Annotated in this window: 17 protein-coding genes; 3 read left to right on the top strand and 14 right to left on the bottom strand. The window is 47.2% G+C overall.

Features of this window, described 5'->3' with window-relative positions:
• Positions 1 to 218 precede the first annotated feature (218 nt).
• Complete coding sequence (locus tag NLX73_RS19600; RefSeq protein ID WP_007432162.1) at positions 219 to 449, bottom strand: glutaredoxin family protein; 231 nt, start codon at positions 447 to 449, stop codon at positions 219 to 221.
• 58 nt (positions 450 to 507) lie between these two features.
• Positions 508 to 1,449 carry a thioredoxin-disulfide reductase gene (trxB, locus tag NLX73_RS19595; RefSeq protein WP_023990316.1) on the bottom strand — a complete coding sequence of 314 codons (942 nt, stop codon included), beginning with the start codon at positions 1,447 to 1,449 and terminating at the stop codon, positions 508 to 510.
• A 281-nt stretch (positions 1,450 to 1,730) separates the two neighbouring features.
• Here trxB and NLX73_RS19590 point away from each other — a divergent pair, with 281 nt between their 5' ends.
• Positions 1,731 to 2,462: a ZIP family metal transporter gene (locus tag NLX73_RS19590; RefSeq protein ID WP_061828899.1), complete on the top strand. Its 732-nt coding sequence runs from the start codon at positions 1,731 to 1,733 to the stop codon at positions 2,460 to 2,462.
• Between the two features lie 81 nt (positions 2,463 to 2,543).
• Here the strand turns inward: NLX73_RS19590 and NLX73_RS19585 are convergent, their stop codons facing one another.
• Both NLX73_RS19585 and NLX73_RS19580 read right to left on the bottom strand, forming a co-directional pair.
• Complete coding sequence (locus NLX73_RS19585; RefSeq protein ID WP_254327077.1) at positions 2,544 to 3,005, bottom strand: hypothetical protein; 462 nt, start codon at positions 3,003 to 3,005, stop codon at positions 2,544 to 2,546.
• Positions 3,006 to 3,015: 10 nt separating this feature from the next.
• Positions 3,016 to 3,570, bottom strand: a complete 555-nt coding sequence (locus NLX73_RS19580) for an NAD(P)H-dependent oxidoreductase (protein WP_061828901.1) — start codon at positions 3,568 to 3,570, stop codon at positions 3,016 to 3,018.
• Between the two features lie 132 nt (positions 3,571 to 3,702).
• On the opposite strand from NLX73_RS19580, the gene NLX73_RS19575 reads away from it, so the two are divergent.
• Positions 3,703 to 4,338 carry an HlyD family secretion protein gene (locus tag NLX73_RS19575; RefSeq protein WP_254327076.1) on the top strand — a complete coding sequence of 212 codons (636 nt, stop codon included), beginning with the start codon at positions 3,703 to 3,705 and terminating at the stop codon, positions 4,336 to 4,338.
• A 9-nt stretch (positions 4,339 to 4,347) separates the two neighbouring features.
• Positions 4,348 to 5,871: a DHA2 family efflux MFS transporter permease subunit gene (locus NLX73_RS19570; RefSeq protein ID WP_061828902.1), complete on the top strand. Its 1,524-nt coding sequence runs from the start codon at positions 4,348 to 4,350 to the stop codon at positions 5,869 to 5,871.
• Positions 5,872 to 5,972: 101 nt separating this feature from the next.
• Here the strand turns inward: NLX73_RS19570 and NLX73_RS19565 are convergent, their stop codons facing one another.
• From NLX73_RS19565 to NLX73_RS19520, 10 genes are all read right to left on the bottom strand, one after another.
• On the bottom strand, positions 5,973 to 7,955 hold the full coding sequence (locus NLX73_RS19565) for a heavy metal translocating P-type ATPase (protein ID WP_302055493.1): 1,983 nt from the start codon (positions 7,953 to 7,955) through the stop codon (positions 5,973 to 5,975).
• 309 nt (positions 7,956 to 8,264) lie between these two features.
• Positions 8,265 to 9,716, bottom strand: coding sequence for a PEP-utilizing protein (locus tag NLX73_RS19560; protein ID WP_250266690.1), 1,452 nt, complete (start codon positions 9,714 to 9,716; stop codon positions 8,265 to 8,267).
• Positions 9,717 to 10,022: 306 nt separating this feature from the next.
• A complete protein-coding gene (locus tag NLX73_RS19555; RefSeq protein WP_254327074.1) occupies positions 10,023 to 12,464 on the bottom strand; it encodes a heavy metal translocating P-type ATPase in 2,442 nt (813 codons plus the stop codon).
• A gap of 186 nt (positions 12,465 to 12,650) precedes the next feature.
• A complete protein-coding gene (locus tag NLX73_RS19550; RefSeq protein ID WP_007432172.1) occupies positions 12,651 to 13,019 on the bottom strand; it encodes an ArsR/SmtB family transcription factor in 369 nt (122 codons plus the stop codon).
• 159 nt (positions 13,020 to 13,178) lie between these two features.
• Complete coding sequence (locus NLX73_RS19545; protein ID WP_254327073.1) at positions 13,179 to 14,300, bottom strand: NADH:flavin oxidoreductase; 1,122 nt, start codon at positions 14,298 to 14,300, stop codon at positions 13,179 to 13,181.
• Between the two features lie 203 nt (positions 14,301 to 14,503).
• The gene (gene cyoD, locus NLX73_RS19540; protein WP_013311980.1) at positions 14,504 to 14,839 is read right to left on the bottom strand and encodes a cytochrome o ubiquinol oxidase subunit IV; all 336 of its coding nucleotides are present in this window, start codon (positions 14,837 to 14,839) and stop codon (positions 14,504 to 14,506) included.
• Positions 14,840 to 15,448: a cytochrome o ubiquinol oxidase subunit III gene (cyoC, locus tag NLX73_RS19535; protein ID WP_071643004.1), complete on the bottom strand. Its 609-nt coding sequence runs from the start codon at positions 15,446 to 15,448 to the stop codon at positions 14,840 to 14,842.
• Positions 15,448 to 17,424: a cbb3-type cytochrome c oxidase subunit I gene (locus tag NLX73_RS19530; RefSeq protein WP_013311982.1), complete on the bottom strand. Its 1,977-nt coding sequence runs from the start codon at positions 17,422 to 17,424 to the stop codon at positions 15,448 to 15,450. The genes cyoC and NLX73_RS19530 overlap by 1 nt, the downstream gene beginning before the upstream one ends.
• A 25-nt stretch (positions 17,425 to 17,449) precedes the next feature.
• Positions 17,450 to 18,433, bottom strand: a complete 984-nt coding sequence (cyoA, locus tag NLX73_RS19525; protein WP_061828908.1) for a ubiquinol oxidase subunit II — start codon at positions 18,431 to 18,433, stop codon at positions 17,450 to 17,452.
• Positions 18,434 to 18,779: 346 nt separating this feature from the next.
• The gene (locus tag NLX73_RS19520) at positions 18,780 to 19,028 is read right to left on the bottom strand and encodes a hypothetical protein (protein WP_061828909.1); all 249 of its coding nucleotides are present in this window, start codon (positions 19,026 to 19,028) and stop codon (positions 18,780 to 18,782) included.
• Positions 19,029 to 19,031 lie beyond the last annotated feature (3 nt).

Below are 19,031 nucleotides of genomic sequence, written 5' to 3'. Positions count from 1 at the left end.
CATTGATGAATTGTTACATAAAAGCAACCCGGGTTTTAAGCGCTTACAATTAAAATATAGCACCGATTATCTACAGATGCAATACTTTTCGACAAAATTCTCTCTTTGTAAAAAGATTAGGGACTATAAAAGGCCCCCTCCGCAGTATGTAACTGCGATGGAGGCCTTATCTATACCCTATAACGATCCACAGGACCGTCGTCTGCTCTTAGGTTGGATTAAGCGTTCAATACTTTTTCAAACTTGGTTTTGTTCATACCGGAAATACGTTCTTCCCCGATCAAAGTCAATGGAACGGCACGAATGCCCATATCCCAAACCTCTTGTGCAAAAGCTTCATTGGTTTCAATGTTGCGTTCTTCGTACTCTACACCTTTTTCACTCAAATAGCTTTTTACTTGACGGCAATGCGGGCAGTTTGTAGATGTGTATACTATTGCTTTTTCCATGAATATCACCTCATCATTTATTTTGTTACAACATATTTATTCATATTTCCAAGGATCATTACAGGGCCAGTGCGCTGTGTTCCAAGCTTTCGATGTATTTCTCGCTGTCCATAGCAGCCATGCAGCCACTACCTGCTGCGGTAATTGCTTGTCTGTAGCGTGTATCCTGTACGTCGCCACAAGCGAATACGCCTGGCACGTTTGTTTCGGAAGTACCCGGATTTACGACGATATAACCGTTCGCATCCGTTGTAATTTGCCCCTCGAGGAAGCCTGTATTCGGATGATGACCAATCGCCACGAATACGCCGCTAACTGTAATGATTTCCTCTTCACCTGTTGCATTATTCAGTACTTTCAAGCCAGTGACTCCATTCTCGTCCGCAATCACTTCTACAGGAGTACGATTAAGCGCCCATTCAATTTTGTTGTTCGCACGAGCACGATCCTGCATAATTTTGGAGGCGCGCATTTCTTCACGACGATGCACCAATGTCACTTTGGAGGCAAATCGAGTCAGGAAATTGGCTTCTTCCAATGCAGAGTCTCCACCGCCGATGACAACAATTTCTTTGCCACGGAAAAAGAAGCCGTCGCATGTTGCGCAAGTGCTTACGCCACGTCCGATATTATCCTGTTCACCGGGAATACCCAGATATTTGGCAGTCGCCCCTGTGGAAATAATCAGCGTATCAGTAACCAGTTCACCCAAACCTTCTACATCCAATGTAAATGGACGAGCCGTTGTGTCTACTTTGTTTACCCAGCCTGTGCGGAATTCAGCGCCAAAACGCTCCGCTTGCTTACGCATATTATCCATCAAATCGGGTCCCATGATTCCTTCAGGAAAACCTGGGAAATTTTCGACTTCCGTAGTCGTGGTTAATTGTCCGCCTGGCTGTGGTCCTTCGATCACCAGTGGGCTCATGTTAGCGCGTGCCAGATAAATTGCAGCGGTCAAACCGGCAGGGCCGGTACCTATAATAATGGACTTGTACATATCTTGGTTCCTCCTAAAATATCATAAGTATTATATAACGAGTTTTCGGCACCGGGCGCTGGGCAGCTGCATATACTCTAAAAGTAATTCCACCAGAAGCTTATCCCAAAATGTGGACACCCGGATATTGCAAAAACGAATCACTTGTTTTGTAGCTTCTTATGACTTAGACTGATTCTAAATCCTAATTTCATTATGCGGAAATAGCTGTAAACAGTCAAATGAAGTTTTCATGAAGCGAAGTATAAAGATAAATCAGGTATGGAGGGATTATCCCGATTATGAATGACGTTTTTTTAGGTAGCTTTATTTCTGCCCTGTCCACTGGACTCGGCGCCGTGCCCATACTGTTTATGCGCAATATCACGCATCGACTTCGCGATGTTCTGTTGGCTTATGCCGCAGGAATTATGACCTCTGCATCCGTGTATAACCTCATTCCCGAAGCAATCCAGCATTCCAATTGGTTCGTGCTGACTGCGGGAATCCTGCTCGGCTGTCTCGTATTACTGGTGATGGAAATGTACATTCCCCATGCGGATTTGGAGGACCCAGACTCCAAGACCTTTCAACTGGAGTCCAAATCTTTTCTCATTATCGCAGCTATTACATTGCACAATTTGCCAGAAGGACTCTCTGTTGGGGTCAGCTATGCAAGTGAAACTCAAAATCTCGGCAATCTGATCGCCTTCTCTATCGGCCTGCAAAATGCCCCGGAAGGCTTTATCGTAGCGTTGTTCCTTGTGAATCAAAATATCGGCCGTTTCAAGGCCTTGGGCATTGCTACCCTCACCGGAGCCGTGGAAATCATTACGAGTCTGATCGGGTTTTATTTGAGCAGCTGGGTGAACGGACTGGTACCTTACGGCCTTGCTTTTGCCGCCGGAGCCATGATGTTTATTGTCTACAAGGAATTGATTCCCGAGAGTCACGGGGATGGCAACCAGCGGATCGCCACATTCTCTTTTATTCTCGGCTTAATTACGATGATTGGGCTAACCGAATGGCTATAGCCGAGCAACACAAAAAGGCTGCCTTCTGCCTGTAATCCAGACAGATAAGCAGCCTTTTTAGTATGTTCACATGGAGATACCTCATTTTTTTTGGTTCATGGAGCGCAGTGCTTCACGATACTGCTCGTCCTCACTTTTGTGAGTCTCCTTCTCTCCATTGGATATTTGGGAACGTCCATCCTTTTCTTCGTCCTTCCTGGCAAAACCACGTAAAGCCGCACGATAATCCTGATCTCCGTAAGCATCTTTGATATTCTCGCGATCCTTTTCTACCTTCTTATCCGTCTGGATATCAGGCACCTTGTGTTGTTCCTCCGCATAACGTTCTTCGACGTCGATATCCTTATGCGGCATCTCTCGCGTAGAATCTATCCTTTCACGTGCCTCGGGTTCCACCTGTACAGGATAAGGACGTTTGCTTCTTTGCCGTGACTCCTCTTCCGTGGAGCGAGTTTTGGGAGAGGATTTGCGCGTCATCTTTGTATTAAATACCAGCAAAAAAATAAAGGCAACCGCAGCTACTACGATAAAAGCAATGGTCATCGGTAGCCTCCTATTCTCTTTCAGCGCTACGGTACCGTCCCGCTATCTCAGCGACCCGTTTGCCCAAAGAACGACCTAGTGCAAGATCATCACCCGTTGGAAGATTAGGCGGACCATTGGGGTCTGTCTCCACTGGACATGTTACCCCTACGCCGTAATAGGAGCCGTATAATGCATTTTCCGTAATATTAGCGGGCAGTCCTACAATAATCATGCCTTGATGAAGCATCGGAGTAATCAAATTCAGAAGCGTAGATTCCAATCCACCATGAACGGTAGCGGTTGTGCAAAACACAGCGCCAATTTTGTCCACCAGCTTGCCCTGCGCCCACAGATATCCCAGCTTATCAATCCAGCTTTTCAGACCGCTGCTGATCGTACCAAAATGGCCTGGGCAGCCCCATATAATCGCGTCCACACTCACTAGCTCATTCACATCAGCCTCATTCACATGCTTTAACAACACTTCCGTATGCTCAAGGTGTGCTCCTTCTGCGATCGAGCGAGCGAGACGTTCGGTATGCCCATTTTCACTGTCATATACAATCATGATTCTGGTCGTCATTATGCGCATCATCCTTTGTCAGCAAAATCATCTTTTTCGCATGCGCTCTTAACCTTGCCCAAAACCCATCTGAATATTATGAATCATTTGACGCATACTTTGAAAATCCAAGAACTAGGGAGGCATGTAAACATGAATTCACGCGCCATATTAGTCAACCTGCTAGTTATTATCATTATTCTGGCAGGTGGTGGAGCCGCCGCCTATTACTACAATCAATCCGCCAACTACATAAAAACCGATAATGCCCAAGTGAGCGGACAAGCAGTTACCGTTGCCTCTCCAGGCGCTGGCAAACTCACAGGCTGGAATGCTGAAGTTGGTAAGACCTACACCGCTGGAAGCACGCTTGGTAGTGTAGAAGGGGGAGGAAGCCGAATTAGCGTTACGATTCCAACCGATGGTACCATCGTACAGCAATCTGCAGTTAACAACTCGATTGTTGGGGCAGGCACACCCTTAGCGAAGGCTTTTGATCTAAACAATTTATGGATTACCGCCAATATTGACGAAACGGCTGTACAAGATCTTCAAGTAGGACAGACGGTAGATGTATATATTGATGCTTACCCGGATACGTCCCTGAGCGGTAAACTCGAAAAGATCGGCCTGGCGACCGCATCAACTTTTTCACTACTGCCCGTTTCCAATACCACTGCCAACTATACCAAGGTGACGCAGGTCGTACCTGTCAATATTTCCATTCAAGGTTACAAGGGGCTGGGTATTATCCCGGGAATGAGTGCGACCATCAGAGTTCACAAGTAGGAGGCTGTCATGGATCAAAAAATGTCCGTCGGACGTATTCTGTCCGTGCTGCTGCTAGGCGCCTTCATTTCGATTTTGAATCAAACGCTGCTTAACGTGGCCATTCCACACTTGATGAATGATTTCAATGTGTCTGCCACGACCGTTCAATGGCTATCCACCGGATATATGCTAACCAACGGGATTTTGATTCCTATCACCGCTTTTCTGATTGAGTCATTCGGAACACGTGCGCTATTCATCTCTGCGATGGGGTTATTTACTGCCGGGTCTGTCGTCTGTGCTGCCAGTACCGGCTTTGCGCCTATGCTGGTTGGACGCGTTATTCAGGCCAGCGGAGCGGGCATTATCATGCCTGTGGTCATGAACGTGTTCCTGACTGTATTTCCTCCCGAAAAACGAGGCGCTGCTATGGGGACCATGGGGATTGCCATGATGTTTGCCCCGGCGGTTGGACCGACTTTATCCGGTTGGATTGTGGAGCACTATAGTTGGAGACTGCTATTTTTGCTGGTGATTCCGTTGGCAATCATTGATATTCTGTTTGCCATACGCTGGCTCAAAAATGTATCCAAGCTAACGAAACCGAACTTTGATCTGTTGGGAACCATCTTTTCCACACTGGGCTTTGGCTTCCTGCTGTATGGCTTTAGTTCAGCGGGAGACAAGGGCTGGGACAGCAATACGGTAATACTTACACTCGCTGCCGGGGTTGTGTTTATTGTATTGTTTATCGTGCGCGAGCTGAATATGGTACAGCCGATGCTGGAGTTCCGTGTGTTTAAATATGATATTTTTACCGTATCGACCTTAGTTGGGGCTACCGTCAACATGACGATGTTTGGCGGGATGCTGCTGCTACCGATCTATTTGCAAAATATACGCGGCTTTACACCGCTGCAATCCGGTCTGCTGCTGTTGCCGGGTGCACTGCTGATGGGTGTGATGTCACCGATATCAGGGGCAGTATTTGACCGTGTAGGCGCAAGGCCGTTGGCGATCATTGGACTGATTATTACAGCAGTCACAACCTGGGAATTCAGTCTGCTGACCGATGCCACCACCTACGGACATATTATGATCATCTATACGATTCGCAGCTTCGGAATGTCATTGCTGATGATGTCCGTCCAGACGGAAGGGCTAAACCAGCTACCTGCCCATCTCGGTAGCCACGGTACAGCCATGTCCAATACAGTACGGCAAATTGCCGGGTCTATCGGTACCGCTTGGCTCATTACTGTAATGAGCAGCCGAACGACAATTCATGTAGCGGATTATGCGAATGTCGCTACCACCGCCAATGTTCCTTTAACCGAAGGAGTAGCACAGTTGGGACAAACCCTCGCGCAAACGGCGGGCATTTCAACAGAAAGTGGTTCATCGTTGGCGCTACAACAGGTGTACCGAAGTGCCGTTACAGAATCGACGATCCATGGCATTAATGATGCCTTCATCATTGCTACAGGGATTGCGCTGGCGGGGCTATTATTTTCCTTGTTCTTACGACGGTCTACACCGCGCCGAAGATAGACGTACAGCGTTGCGAGGCTGCAAAAGAAGGAGCATTCACCCCCTTGGATTTTAAGAGGTATGAATGCTCCTTCCTGTTTGTCATCTTGTAATTATTAGTCCTATGACCGCAATAAGCGCAGGCCATTCAAAATGACCAGTAATGTGCTGCCTTCATGCCCAATAACCCCAAATGGCAAGGCTATATCCTGCACAAAGTTGCTGATCACAAGCAGCAAAATGACACTTACCGCGAAGATCATATTTTGTTTGACCACCCGCTGCGCCTTGCGCGCCAGTGCTATCGTCGGAGCGATCTCCTCGATTCCATCATTCATCAGTACCACGTCTGCGACCTCTAGCGCTGCTCCGCTGCCATGCATCCCCATGCCTAGTCCTACGGTTGCCGCTGTCAACGCAGGGGCGTCGTTCACACCGTCGCCGACCATGACGACATGCCCGTACTGCTCCCGCAGCATGCGAATATGGCTGACTTTGTCCTCCGGCATTAAGCCAGCATATACAGCGTCGACTCCGGCCTGCTCCGCGATTACAGCGGCCGTTTCTGGACGGTCTCCGGTTAGCATGACAACCCGGATACCCTGCGCTTGCAGGCGTTTCACGGACTCTTGAGCCTGCGGACGCAGCTCATCGCGTAGTGCCAGCATTCCGGCAATCCGATCATCCGCGAGGATGATGGATACGGTTTTGCCCTCAGCTTCCAGCCGGGCCCGACTCTCCATCCACTCTGGCTCTGCCAGAGGACTAGGTCCATCCAGCACATCTGTGCGACCGATTTTCCATTTCACCCCGTTTATGATGCCTTCCATCCCCCATCCAGTGAGTGCCTGCACTTGCTCAGTTGGGAGAAGCTCTCTCTGTCCCCATTCAGTTTCAGCTTTGGCTACAATCGCTCGCGCCAGCGGATGCAAAGAATAACTTTCAATTGTGGCAACAATCTGCAATAGCTCATCGGCATCGTATTCTGCGGCGGTAATCCAATCCGTGACGACAGGTGACCCCATCGTTAACGTGCCTGTTTTGTCAAAAGCAACAACAGAAGTCAATGCCATATTCTCCACATGTGCGCCACCTTTGAACAGAATGCCCCGTCGGGCACGGTTGGAGATGGCCGATAGCATCACTGGCATAATGGATGACACGAGCGCACAGGGTGAAGCCACGACGAGGAACACCATAGCCTTGTAGAACGCTGCTGCCCACGTCCAGCCTAATGCGATGGGTGCACCGACAATGACCATCAGCGTGACAGCAACAACAATTCGGGCGTACACCGATTCGAACGTTTTAATAAACCGCTGGGAATCAGGAACTTCGGTCTGAGCCTCTTCCACCATACGAATGATTTTTGAAAATAAAGTGTCCTCCGAGGACTGACTAACCTCTACATATAGTACACCTTCTCCATTAATGGTGCCGGCATATACTTCGTCACCTTCCACCTTATTTACCGGAACAGACTCCCCGGTAATCGATGCCTGATTCACTGCCGAAACGCCCTTGGAGATTCGGCCGTCCGCCGGAATCAGTTCGCCCGGCTTCACCAGCAGCAGGTCGCCTGGCAACAGTTGCTCAATGCCGACTGTTTCCGTCCCCTCGCGAGACAAGCGCAAAGCCGTTTCCGGCTTCAACGCCATGAGCTCAGAAATATCCTTACTACTACGCTCGGTGGTATAGCTCTCCAGCGCACCGCTGAGTGCAAAAATAAAGATCAACATGGCTCCTTCATTCCAATAGCCAATGGCCGCAGCTCCTAGGGAGGCAGCGATCATGAGCAGATTAACATCCAGATCATGTTCTCGGATCAGTGTTTCGACCCCTTCTCTGGCTTTGGACCAGCCCCCAAGGGCATAGGACACTACATACAGAATGACCGATAGCCATTGCCACCAATGTGAGACTCCCCATGCCATCAGCATCAGCAATCCACTACCTAGAGCAGCTTGCATCTCCTTATTTTTCAGCATGCTTTTAAGCTGAAATTGCGGCTTGCGATTCGGACCGGGTCGTCCGCTGCCACTGTTTTTTGAAAGGGTTCGGTTAGAGGGAGACAATGTATCTTGTAATCGTTGAGCAGCTTGCATCATGTCACGTTCCTTTCCATATTTTGTTCCTTGTACTAGCATTTCATTGAGAATGATATCCATTGTTAAGTGCCCTAAAATAGCACATGCTGCTTCGGGAAGCCCGAAGCAGCATGTTTGACAATGAGAATGATAATCATTTTTTCATCTATACAATTATTTTGGATTAGAGAAACTTTTGTTTTATTATATACCTTTTCTTTTCCACTTGTAAACCAGCAATGGCCTAAATAAAAAAAAGATACCCACGCAAACACCGCAGGTATCCTCCATATTTAAAGCATCCTATTCCAAGAATTCCGGTTATCTTCAGGCTAAAGGAAACTTCCACGCATGATTGTGTGCAGTTCCTGAAGTGTGCTGACGATCTGCGGGCTGTTGCAATCCCAAACGCGCAGCCGCAAGGCGTGCAGTGGGAACCGCTGTGTCCGGGCAAATGACCCCCGTCAGCTCATTCTCCCAGATCGAAATCCTATCCAGAGAATGGTTAATTTCATCTATTGCTACCCATAAAGGAAGCTCAGGCTTTACACGTCGAACAGCTTCCATTATGCATTTTATCGTATCACTATTATTCTCATGACCATCGACACCGGATGGAATCAACTGCTCCTCAGCCCTAATGTCATCGGATGGAGTTGGTATGACTTCTAAAATGACCGTATCGGCAAAACGTGCCAGATCTGCAGCTTGAGCCACCTGCTTGATCTGCCGTGCGCTCACTTCGGACATGTTATTGGAATTGGCTGACTCCCCCGACCGTGCGGCTTGCCTGTTCCCTGTTTGGCTTACGTTAGGCACCAAAGACGGGTCAACTGTCAAAAGCACGCCTACCCGATATGGAATGCACCGAAGACGCCCGCATAAAGTCTGCTCTGCAACGCCGTCAATCCAGTCTCGCGCTGCCCGGAATTCGTCCACGTCAGCCGGATTGCGCACTATAATCTCCAGCTTGGGTTCTCCCCCCTGCCGCACGCTCCGCAACGCCGCACGCAGTAATGCCTCCAGCTGCATATCTTGCAAGCTTCCAATACCCACTGCATTGTTCTGCTCAATTAGGGCTATAGTGAGTGGTGATCCGTTCAAAGACTCGAATAAGCTTTCATATTGTGTTTCCAGCAAACTGATAATTCGGCGGGACAAATGCTCACACAATCCAGGCAGGCCAGATGCCTGGTTAAAGGTTTTGTACGTGTCAGATGCACGTGAACCGGGAATAAGGATGGGATCAGGCTCCCCGTCAGGGGCATGAATCGTCTGTCCAGACTCTGCTACGTCCAGATAGGCATAGCATAGTTTCCCTACACGGCCAGATGCCTGTGACAAGGGACCATGCAGAAGACTATAACCGTCATAACTGCCTATTTCTGATGCTGTCTCTGTGCTTATACGACTCAAACTTGCAGGAGCATCGGCATAAATCCGTATGGAGGTGCGCCTGTATTCATCGCTCCATTTTAGGAGTGTGCCCATTGCTTGCCCAATATCGTTGCCGTTATTCAGCATCGTTTCCCCAAGTAATTCCGGATTCGCAGCCATCAAAGCCTCTGCTCGACTGATTACGCCCTGCTCAGCTAAACCAACCAGCCAGCCCAACGGATCTTCCTCCTGCGTAGCAGATACTTCATGGCTGCCTGCCTTTAGCGTCTCCATAGCCAACCTCTGTGCAGCAGCCTCCATACCCGGCTCTGGAACTTTGAGATCCCGGCTATTTTTGCCACCCAACAGCTCTGCGAATACATGCATCAGTTTAGCCTCCATGCTATTAATCCATCCTTTCTTCCGTCAGCAAGTTGGCACACACGAATTCGAGTACCCCTCCAAACAAAGAAAACGCTTACCCATAATGGAGCAACCGAATCTTACATGGGCCTTACTTGTAAAGCCCCTACCTTAACGTATTAGGCACGCCACACATTTATACATTTCGGCACAACTACCCTACATCCCAAAATAAATCTCTATCCTGCTGGTACAAGACCACTCGAAAAAGGAACCTATAAAATAAACACCCCCGGTCTTCACAGGATGCCTACATCCGTTGTTAACCCGGGGGTGTTTATTTTTTTACTCGTAAGAACGAACCTTCAATACACGCATCACATTCAATACGGCTAGCAATGTTACACCTACATCGGAAAATACAGCCTCCCACATCGTAGCAATACCGAATGCTCCCAGCGTAAGAAACACAGCTTTGACACCTAGCGCAAATATAATGTTTTGCCATACGATACGACGTGTGCGCTTGGCGATATGGATCGCCGTAACCAACCTTGAAGGCTCGTCGTTCATGATTACGATATCTGCCGCCTCAATCGCAGCATCCGATCCCAAACCGCCCATCGCTACACCGACATCTGCCAGCGCCAGTACGGGTGTATCATTAATCCCATCGCCTACGAACAAAATTTTGTCGCTCGTTTTTTTACTTGCAGACAACTGCTCGATGGCTTCGGCTTTGTGCTGAGGTAACAGTTCTGCCCGTACTTCATCCAAACCCAACTGTCGTCCTACGGCCTCGGCAACAGTCCGATTGTCACCCGTCAGCATGATAGTTTTCACCACACCCAACTTTTTCAGTGAAGCAACCGTTTGGGCTGCGTCTTCCTTAACCTCATCTGAAATCAGAATGCACCCGGCATACGTTCCGTCTACAGCCACATGTACGACCGTTCCTTCATCCAGCGTCCCTGCTTGCTGCGCCACGTTAAAAGCCACATGCTCCCGCTCCATCAGCTTGGCGTTCCCGGCTGATACCAGACGACCATCAATTTGTGCCTGAATCCCGTGACCGGATATTTCACTATATTGCTGAACCCGTTCTGCTCTGAGTTCTTTACCGTAGGATTCACGCAGAGACGCAGCAATAGGATGTGTGGAATGCAGCTCGGCCAAAGCGGCGGTTTCGAGCAGGGTTTCGTTTGTAAAATCTCCGGCGGGATAAATCCCTGTTACACGGAAAACACCTTTGGTGAGTGTACCTGTTTTATCAAAAACAGCGTATTTCACATGATTCAGAGCTTCAAGATAGTTCCCGCCCTTGATCAGGACACCTGAACGGGAGGCTGCCCCAATTCCCCCAAAGAAGCCCAGTGGAATGGATACTACCAGCGCACAAGGACAAGAAATAACGAGGAAAACAAGCGCACGGTATACCCAATCTGCAAATTGTGCATCTGGCACAACAAGCGGTGGAACAACCGCCAACAACAGCGCTACAATAACCACTACTGGAGTATAGTATCTGGAAAATTTCGTGATAAACTTTTCAGTCGGCGCTTTTTTGGCACTCGCATTTTGCACTAATTCCAAAATTTTCGAGACCGCCGATTCACTAAATTCTTTGCTAACCTCTACCGTTAGAAGTCCGTTCGTATTGATAAATCCACTCAACACGTTGCTTCCCGGTTCTACGGTACGAGGCACCGATTCACCAGTCAACGCAGAGGTATCCACATGCGATTTACCATCTATAACTTTACCATCCAGCGGGATCTTCTCGCCCGGCTTAATCACAATCAAATCCCCAATGCGAACGTCTTCTGGGGACACTCTCCGTACGGACTCAGCCGTCTTCAGGTTGGCATAGTCCGGTCTAATATCCATCAGATCACTGATGGATTTACGTGAACGGTTAACTGCAATGCCTTGAAACAGTTCTCCGATTTGATAAAAGAACATGACAGCTACGCCTTCCGGGTATTCCCCAATCGCAAATGCACCAACTGTAGCCAGCGTCATCAGGAAGTATTCGTCAAAGGCCATTCCACGTACCAAACTGCGTGCAGCCTGCAAGACAACATCACCGCCAACGATGATATATGCCAGTAAAAATAGGGCCAGCTTGCCTACACCTTCGACAGGTAACCACCAGGCAACAGCCGCAACGACCGCACCAATAGCCAAACGCGCAATCATGCGGCGCATACCGTCCGTACCGTGATCATGCGTATGCCCAGCGTGGCTATCATCTCCATGCGAATGTGAATGAGTGTGGGTGGCTTCACCATGTTCGTGCTCTGCATGGTGGTTGTGATGCTCGTGTGCATGATCCCCGTGGTCGTGTCCATCGTGCGTATGGGCTTGCTTGCCATGTGCTCCATGATGATGACCAGCGTGGCTGTGAGAAGCATGTTGCCCGACCTCGTGTGTATGCCCTTCACCTTCACCATGATGCTCATGACCGCATGCACAACCATCTGTGCAGTCTGGCTGTACTGCACCAGCATTGCTTCGGCTGTCTTCACGCAGGCGTCCACGAGCATTTTTTACAACCATTCGAACATGCGGCTCGAGTCTGTGAACTTTCCGTTCGGCTTGACGAAATATCTCTTCTTTTTGATCCGAACTTGTGGTCATCGTCAACGTTTTCGTAACAAAATTGACCGAGCAATCCATGACCCCTTCTATTTTACTGACTCCATTTTCAATCTTGAGAGCACAGTTGGCGCAATCCAAACCTTCCAAAATCCATTCATGCCGTTCCGTTCTTTTTAGAGCATCCATAGTCATTGGCCTCCAATTAACTATATATGAGCAACTGTTCATATATTATTTGTTAAGGCCATTATATTCAGGATCAGGGTCAAAAGTCAATGACTCTAGCCCTTTTTAACAAAAAAATCGACTTCAACGGACAAACGCCAAAAGAGCGCCAATCGCTTGGCGCCCTCTGTTGTTTTATCCCAAAAATTATTGATGTGATATGTGCTGATGGGTTTGCAAAAAGATCTGCTCCACATGATTATCATCCAGTGAATAAAACACCGTCTTGCCTTCTTTGCGTCGTTTGACAATACGCAGGTTGCGCAAATAACGAAGCTGGTGGGATACCGCAGATTGTCCCATGTTCAACACCTGGGTCAGATCATGAACACACAGTTCTTTTTGTGCCAGGGCATAAATCAGCTTGATTCGTGTCGGGTCACCCAGTGCTTTGAACAGCTCCGACATTTTGTATGCGATGGAATCCTCAACAAGGGAAGATTTTATGCGCTCAATTTCCTGATCTGAACCGTGACAAGCCGGCTCGCAATCCAAAGCTTCCGTTTCAGAATTCATCCTTTTCACCCCGTGTATTTCGACTTGATGCTCCTATTATAGCAAATTCGTAGAGTTTACGAATAGCTTATATTACAGCTTGCCCTGTAACAGAAAACTTCCAAGTCTCGATGCTTGCCTAACACTATAGCTTTACACTACTTAGAGCTTAATTAAAGCTTAATTCAACGTTTTTAACACTTCATCACTGTAAGGAATAATTTCATCTATTTGTTGATCACGTAACTTCACCGCAAACGCTGGATCAACCAGCAAAGCACGCCCAACCGCAACCAGATCAGCTTCCTCTCGTTCTACTTGCCCCACGAGTTGTTCTAATCTTGCCTCTACATTACTGGATTGATCGGTTTGACGATTATTATTTTCCAAATCACTCAAAAAGGCCTTCTCCAAACCAATCGAGCCCACAGTAATCACTGGCTTGCCTGTTATCTTTTTCGTCCAAGCTGCCAAATTTAGATCAGACCCTTCAAATTCCGGTTCCCAAAAACGGCGGTTTGAGCAATGGAATACATCCACCCCGGCCTTCACTAATGGAGTGAGAAACTGTTCAAGTTCCTGTGGTGTTTGGGCCAGCTTTTCTTCATAATGGTACATCTTCCACTGGGAGAATCGCAATACAATTGGGAAATTCGGCCCTACTGCACGACGACAAGCCTCAATGACCTCCACCGCAAACCGAGTACGCTGGACCAAATTGCCTCCGTATTGATCGGTACGCTTATTGGTTTTGTCCCAGAAAAATTGATCGATTAAATAACCATGTGCTCCATGAAGCTCAATGCCGTCAAAGCCCACTCGCTGGGCATCAGCAGCGGCCTGAGCATAAGCGGAGATAATATCCGCAATCTCAGCCTCCGTCAATGGCTCAACCACCTTTTCGCCGGCGGGAGAGATACCGGATGGACCGACAGGCAATGCCTCGGGATTCGGTTGATTATCTGCACCTATTTTACGGGCCGTACCCACATGCCAGAGCTGCGGTATAATCTTGCCACCTACCGCATGAACCTCCTCAACTACCTTGGCCCACCCCTTTAATCCCTCACCATAAAAATTAGGAATGCTTGTGTGCTCCACAGCTGCGGGATGATTAATAGCAGTTCCCTCTGTAATAATCAATCCAACTGCATTTTCCGCACGGCGACGATAATACGCGGCCACGTCAGGCCCTGGAATACCTTGAGGAGAAAAATTCCGTGTCATTGGCGCCATAACAATCCGATTAGGAAGAGATAAATTACCTAACTTAAAAGGTTTAAACAGTAATTCTGTGTTCATTACTTTTTCCTCCGCTCTCCACTAGTATTATCGTTTTCACTCTACTGTTATACAATTCCATTTTACACATATGTAAACTTGAGTTCAATAAGCCACAGTTTTTATTTTAATAAGCTACACAAAAAAAGAAGAAGCGGCTCTAAGTCCGCTTCTTCTTTCCTAATTCGTTTGTACTTGAGTGATTTTGCAAAAATCCTGACTTATTAGTGTGCTACCATGTTGTATTCCATAATCCATACAGAACCACCAACAACGGTCAACAGGATAACTACCCCGAAAATCAAAGTCATGACATTCCAGCGTGGTCCATTGCTTTCACGAATGTGCATGAAGAAGAAAAGCTGAACCAGAAATTGCAGCACTGCCGCGGCTAAAATAACAACCATGGTCGAAGTGCGGCTCAACATATGATTCATAACCACACCGAGAGGAATGATGGTCAGTACGATGGACAGAATAAACCCGATAACATAGGATTTCACTGAACCGTGAGAATCATCATGACCATGCGAACCCGCTCCTGTTTGATGCTGTGCCATCTACATCACCCCCATCAAATAGACGACTGTCAGCAAGAAGATCCAGACAGCGTCCAAAAAGTGCCAGTACAAGCTCAATGCGGAAACTTTCCCCTTCGTCTCTGGTGTAAGCCCGCGTTTTTTCAACTGGAACATGAGTCCAATCATCCAAACCAGACCTAACGAAACGTGAAGTCCGTGCGTTCCGACTAAAGTGAAGAATGCCGACAAGAACGCACTGGTTCCAAAATTGGCTCCTTCGTGTACCAACTCAACAAACTCGTAAACCTCAAAACCGATAAAACCAAGACCCAGGATCGCCGTCACGATTAACCAGTTGATTAATCCCTTCATGCTTCCTTTGTTCATGGCCAACACAGCCAGACCACTTGTGAAGCTGCTCGTGAGCAAGAGGAACGTTTCAATAATAACGCCCGTCATGTTAAACAGCTCTGCGCCACCCGGTCCTCCGGCTGTGTTGTTCCGAAGGACGACGAAGGTTGCGAACAAGGTACTGAACAGGATTACGTCCGTTACGAGGAAGATCCAAAAACCAAGCATCTTCAATTCTTGCGGATCGTGATGCCCGTGGTCATGATCATGGCTTTGGTGTGCTGTAGCTTGTGCCATTATACAGACCCCCTTATTGCCGCTTCCGTGCGTTTTACTTCATCCGCAGGGATATAGTAGTCGCCATCATAGGAGAAGAACGAACGGCAAATCATACAAATTGCCACACCGATCAGTCCTGGAATATAGAAGAACGACCATCCGAATACGAACCCGAAACCTGCAATGAAAAAGAATACCGACATAATGAATGGAATCGCCGAGTTCTTCGGCATATGAATCGCTTCAATTGGCGGTTGCTTTCTGAAAATACCTTTTGCACGTTTATCTTTTTCTGCCCACCAGTCATCACGTTCTTCTACTTGTGGAATGGTAGCAAAATTGTACTCCGGTGCAGGTGAAGGAATCGACCATTCCAACGTATGGCCACCCCAAGGATCGCCTGTTGTATCCTTCAGCTTACGGTAATTCTTGATGCCCAGAAGAATTTGAAGAACCTGGAACAAGAAACCAATCCCCATCAAGAATGCCCCAACGGTCGAAACGAGGTTAAGCGGCTGCCAACCGGTATCCCAGCCGTAAGTGCTCAGACGACGCGTCATACCCATCAGACCGAGAGAATATTGTGGAATAAAACATACATAGAAACCGATGTTCCAGAACCAGAAAGCCCATTTACCAGGCGTTTCAGGCAATGTGAAACCGAACATTTTAGGCCACCAATAGTACAGACCTGCCAAGTAACCGAACACTACACCACCAATCAGAGCGGAGTGAAAGTGAGCGATCAGGAAGTAACTGTTATGGAACTGGAAGTCAGCAGGCGCTACAGACAACATGACGCCCGTCAAACCAGCAATCAAGAAGTTCGGAATAAAAGCAATTGACCACATCATAGGAGTCTTGAATGTAATCTTACCCCGATACATCGTGAACAGCCAGTTAAATACTTTAACCCCTGTCGGTATTGCGATAACCATCGTCGAAATCGCAAAGAATGCATTAACATCTGCGCCTGATCCCATCGTGAAGAAGTGATGCGCCCAGGTGAAGAAGGACAAGATCGCAATAATGAACATGGCGTAAACCATGGACTTGTATCCAAACAATTTCTTTTTGGAGAATACGCTGATAACCTCGGAATAGATACCGAAGGCAGGCAAAACTACAATGTATACCTCAGGGTGACCCCACATCCAGATCAAGTTGATATACATCATCGGGTTACCGCCGAAATCAAGCGTAAAGAAGTGTCCTCCTCCGAAGCGGTCAAGGAACAGCAATGCCAAAGTAACCGTCAGAATCGGGAATGCGAAAATGATAATAACACATGACGAAAATACGGACCACGTAAAGACAGGCATTTTCATCCAAGTCATACCAGGTGCACGCATTTTAATAATGGTCACAATAAAGTTGATCCCCGTAGCCAATGAACCTATACCCGAAATCTGAATACCCCAGATATAGAAGTTCTGACCGACGCCAGGACTAAATTGCAGTTCTGAAAGCGGTGGATAACTCAACCAACCTGCGTCTGGCGAACCACCGATAACGAAGGACAGGTTGAACAACATCGCTCCCATAAAGAAAAGCCAGAAGCTCAATGCGTTCAGGAAAGGGAACGCAACGTCGCGCGCACCAATTTGAAGTGGTACGGCAATGTTAAACAAACCAAACATCAACGGCATCGCCATAAACAGGATCATGATCGTGCCATGTGTTGTGAAAATCTGGTTGTAATGCTCAGGATGCAGTAGTGTAACATCCGGTGTAGCCAGTTGAACACGCATCAATAATGCATCCACGCCTCCGCGGAATAACATCAAGATGGCCGCAAGAATATACATAATACCGACTTTTTTATGGTCAACGGTAGTCAACCAGTTTTTCCAAAGCCAGCCCCATTTTTTGAAATAAGTGAGCACAAACACGATCCCGATCGTCGCTAATGCGATGGAGACGTCCGCTCCATAGATCATTGGGTCTCCAGTAACGAAGAAAGTGGATGCAAACTCTTTTATTTTGTCAAGCATTGGGGGCCTCCTTCCCTATAATCATTTAATTGTGTCCGCTCATATTCATATGACTCATGTCCATTGCCGCATGATCTTCTGTGCCGGACTGAGAAGAACCTTCTGTGGATGTAGCTTCACCATGTCCAGCATGTGGGTTAGAAGCGCCCTCCACTACATACTTGTTAACAATGTCTTTGAACAAGCCATCTGGAATCGAAGAATACTCATCAGGCTGGGACAAACCTGGTTTTGCAAGCGCCAAATAGCCGTCTTTCGTCAGCGGCTTAGACTGCTTTTTGATGTCAGCGACCCAGTTTTTATACTCTTCATCCGACTGGACTTCTACATCAAAACGCATTTGTCCAAAATGCTCACCGCTAAAGTTTGCACCCGAACCAAAGTAAGTTCCTTCGTGATCGGCCTGCAAATGCAGTTTCATAGCCATGCCTGACATGGTGTAGATTTGTCCGCCCAATTGCGGAATCCAGAACGAGTTCATCGGGGCGTCAGCAGTCAGTTCAAAACGGACTGGAACACCTTTAGGAATGTGAACTTGGTTAACTGTAGCTATACCTTCCTCTGGGTACATAAAGAGCCATTTCCAGTCCAGTGAAGTCACTTGAATGGTTACTGGCTTTTGCGTACTTGCCAACGGCTTGGAAGGCTCCAGCAAGTAGGTATATCTTGCAGTAATGACAGCAATAATACAGATAACGATAATTGGAATAGCCCACCATGTGGTCTCCAGCTTTTTGCTGTCATCCCAGTGGGGTTGATACTTCACCTTGTTTGTCGGTGTATCACGATACCGCCAAATGATGAAGAAAGTCAAAATCATGACCGGTACAATTATTAGCGCAGACAATGCCGTTGTAAGAATGATCAGCTCTTTTTGTGCTTGCCCAACGGGTCCTTTCGGATCGAAAACAACGTATTTTCCGCCAGCATAAAAACACGTCCAAATGAGCAATGCTACCGTGAGCACGGTCAAAACCAACGCAATAATCGCTTTTGGTTTTTTGTTCATGTTGTTCCCCTCTCCTTAAATAATAAATTACTCAAAACTTTACGAACTCCTGTAATGTTGCCCCTATATAAGATAGCAGAAAAGTGGCCACTTTTTTTATTGTTAACAGAATTGTCGATTATTTGTCCGTTTTTTGTGAAAAACATCTCTAAAAATAAAATTTCTCTTGCAAATTCAAAATTTCTTATTAATACAAAGATGACATAATAAAAACGTTATTTGTGTATCTTAAAGAAGTTATATTAAAGAAAAAAGCGGGACTCCTTACAGTTATCATCCTACACTGCTCGAAGCCCCACATTGTTGTTTTCGGCATATATTTGCTTTAAATCATTTTTAAATTGTATTAACTGCGGCCGTTTTCCTGGTCTTCCTTCTTGCGTGCAATGACAAATGATTTCCCAACTAGAAAAATAAAAATCCCGGCAACAACGCAGCCAATGCCTGTCATTAAATATATATTCCGATCAGTTAAATTACCTATATCAAGCAAAATAAGGATAATACCTGCAATACAGGCGATCCAAGCGATAACAGATACCGTCCGGCTCATTTGCCCGTCAGTTGATCCTGATTTCCTAAAATTTGCAGCCATACC

Origin of the sequence: Paenibacillus sp. CH40 (assembly GCF_024213605.1) — a bacterium.
Taxonomy (GTDB): domain Bacteria; phylum Bacillota; class Bacilli; order Paenibacillales; family Paenibacillaceae; genus Paenibacillus; species Paenibacillus polymyxa_B.
The sequence above is the reverse complement of the archived record's forward strand: the minus strand, read 5'-3'. Positions and strand labels throughout refer to the sequence as shown.

Bases quoted from the DNA above. Each gene is read 5' to 3' on its own strand.
- NLX73_RS19560 (WP_250266690.1), bottom strand. From the start codon at position 9,716: ATGGAGGCTAAACTGATGCATGTATTCGCAGAGCTGTTGGGTGGCAAA.
- NLX73_RS19590 (WP_061828899.1), top strand. From the start codon at position 1,731: ATGAATGACGTTTTTTTAGGTAGCTTTATTTCTGCCCTGTCCACTGGA.
- NLX73_RS19570 (WP_061828902.1), top strand. From the start codon at position 4,348: ATGGATCAAAAAATGTCCGTCGGACGTATTCTGTCCGTGCTGCTGCTA.
- NLX73_RS19580 (WP_061828901.1), bottom strand. From the start codon at position 3,570: ATGACGACCAGAATCATGATTGTATATGACAGTGAAAATGGGCATACC.
- trxB (WP_023990316.1), bottom strand. From the start codon at position 1,449: ATGTACAAGTCCATTATTATAGGTACCGGCCCTGCCGGTTTGACCGCT.
- NLX73_RS19520 (WP_061828909.1), bottom strand. From the start codon at position 19,028: ATGGCTGCAAATTTTAGGAAATCAGGATCAACTGACGGGCAAATGAGC.
- cyoD (WP_013311980.1), bottom strand. From the start codon at position 14,839: ATGGCACAGCATCAAACAGGAGCGGGTTCGCATGGTCATGATGATTCT.
- NLX73_RS19565 (WP_302055493.1), bottom strand. From the start codon at position 7,955: ATGCAAGCTGCTCAACGATTACAAGATACATTGTCTCCCTCTAACCGA.
- NLX73_RS19550 (WP_007432172.1), bottom strand. From the start codon at position 13,019: ATGAATTCTGAAACGGAAGCTTTGGATTGCGAGCCGGCTTGTCACGGT.
- NLX73_RS19555 (WP_254327074.1), bottom strand. From the start codon at position 12,464: ATGGATGCTCTAAAAAGAACGGAACGGCATGAATGGATTTTGGAAGGT.
- NLX73_RS19530 (WP_013311982.1), bottom strand. From the start codon at position 17,424: ATGCTTGACAAAATAAAAGAGTTTGCATCCACTTTCTTCGTTACTGGA.
- NLX73_RS19585 (WP_254327077.1), bottom strand. From the start codon at position 3,005: ATGACCATTGCTTTTATCGTAGTAGCTGCGGTTGCCTTTATTTTTTTG.
- cyoA (WP_061828908.1), bottom strand. From the start codon at position 18,433: ATGAACAAAAAACCAAAAGCGATTATTGCGTTGGTTTTGACCGTGCTC.
- NLX73_RS19600 (WP_007432162.1), bottom strand. From the start codon at position 449: ATGGAAAAAGCAATAGTATACACATCTACAAACTGCCCGCATTGCCGT.
- NLX73_RS19575 (WP_254327076.1), top strand. From the start codon at position 3,703: ATGAATTCACGCGCCATATTAGTCAACCTGCTAGTTATTATCATTATT.
- cyoC (WP_071643004.1), bottom strand. From the start codon at position 15,448: ATGGCACAAGCTACAGCACACCAAAGCCATGATCATGACCACGGGCAT.
- NLX73_RS19545 (WP_254327073.1), bottom strand. From the start codon at position 14,300: ATGAACACAGAATTACTGTTTAAACCTTTTAAGTTAGGTAATTTATCT.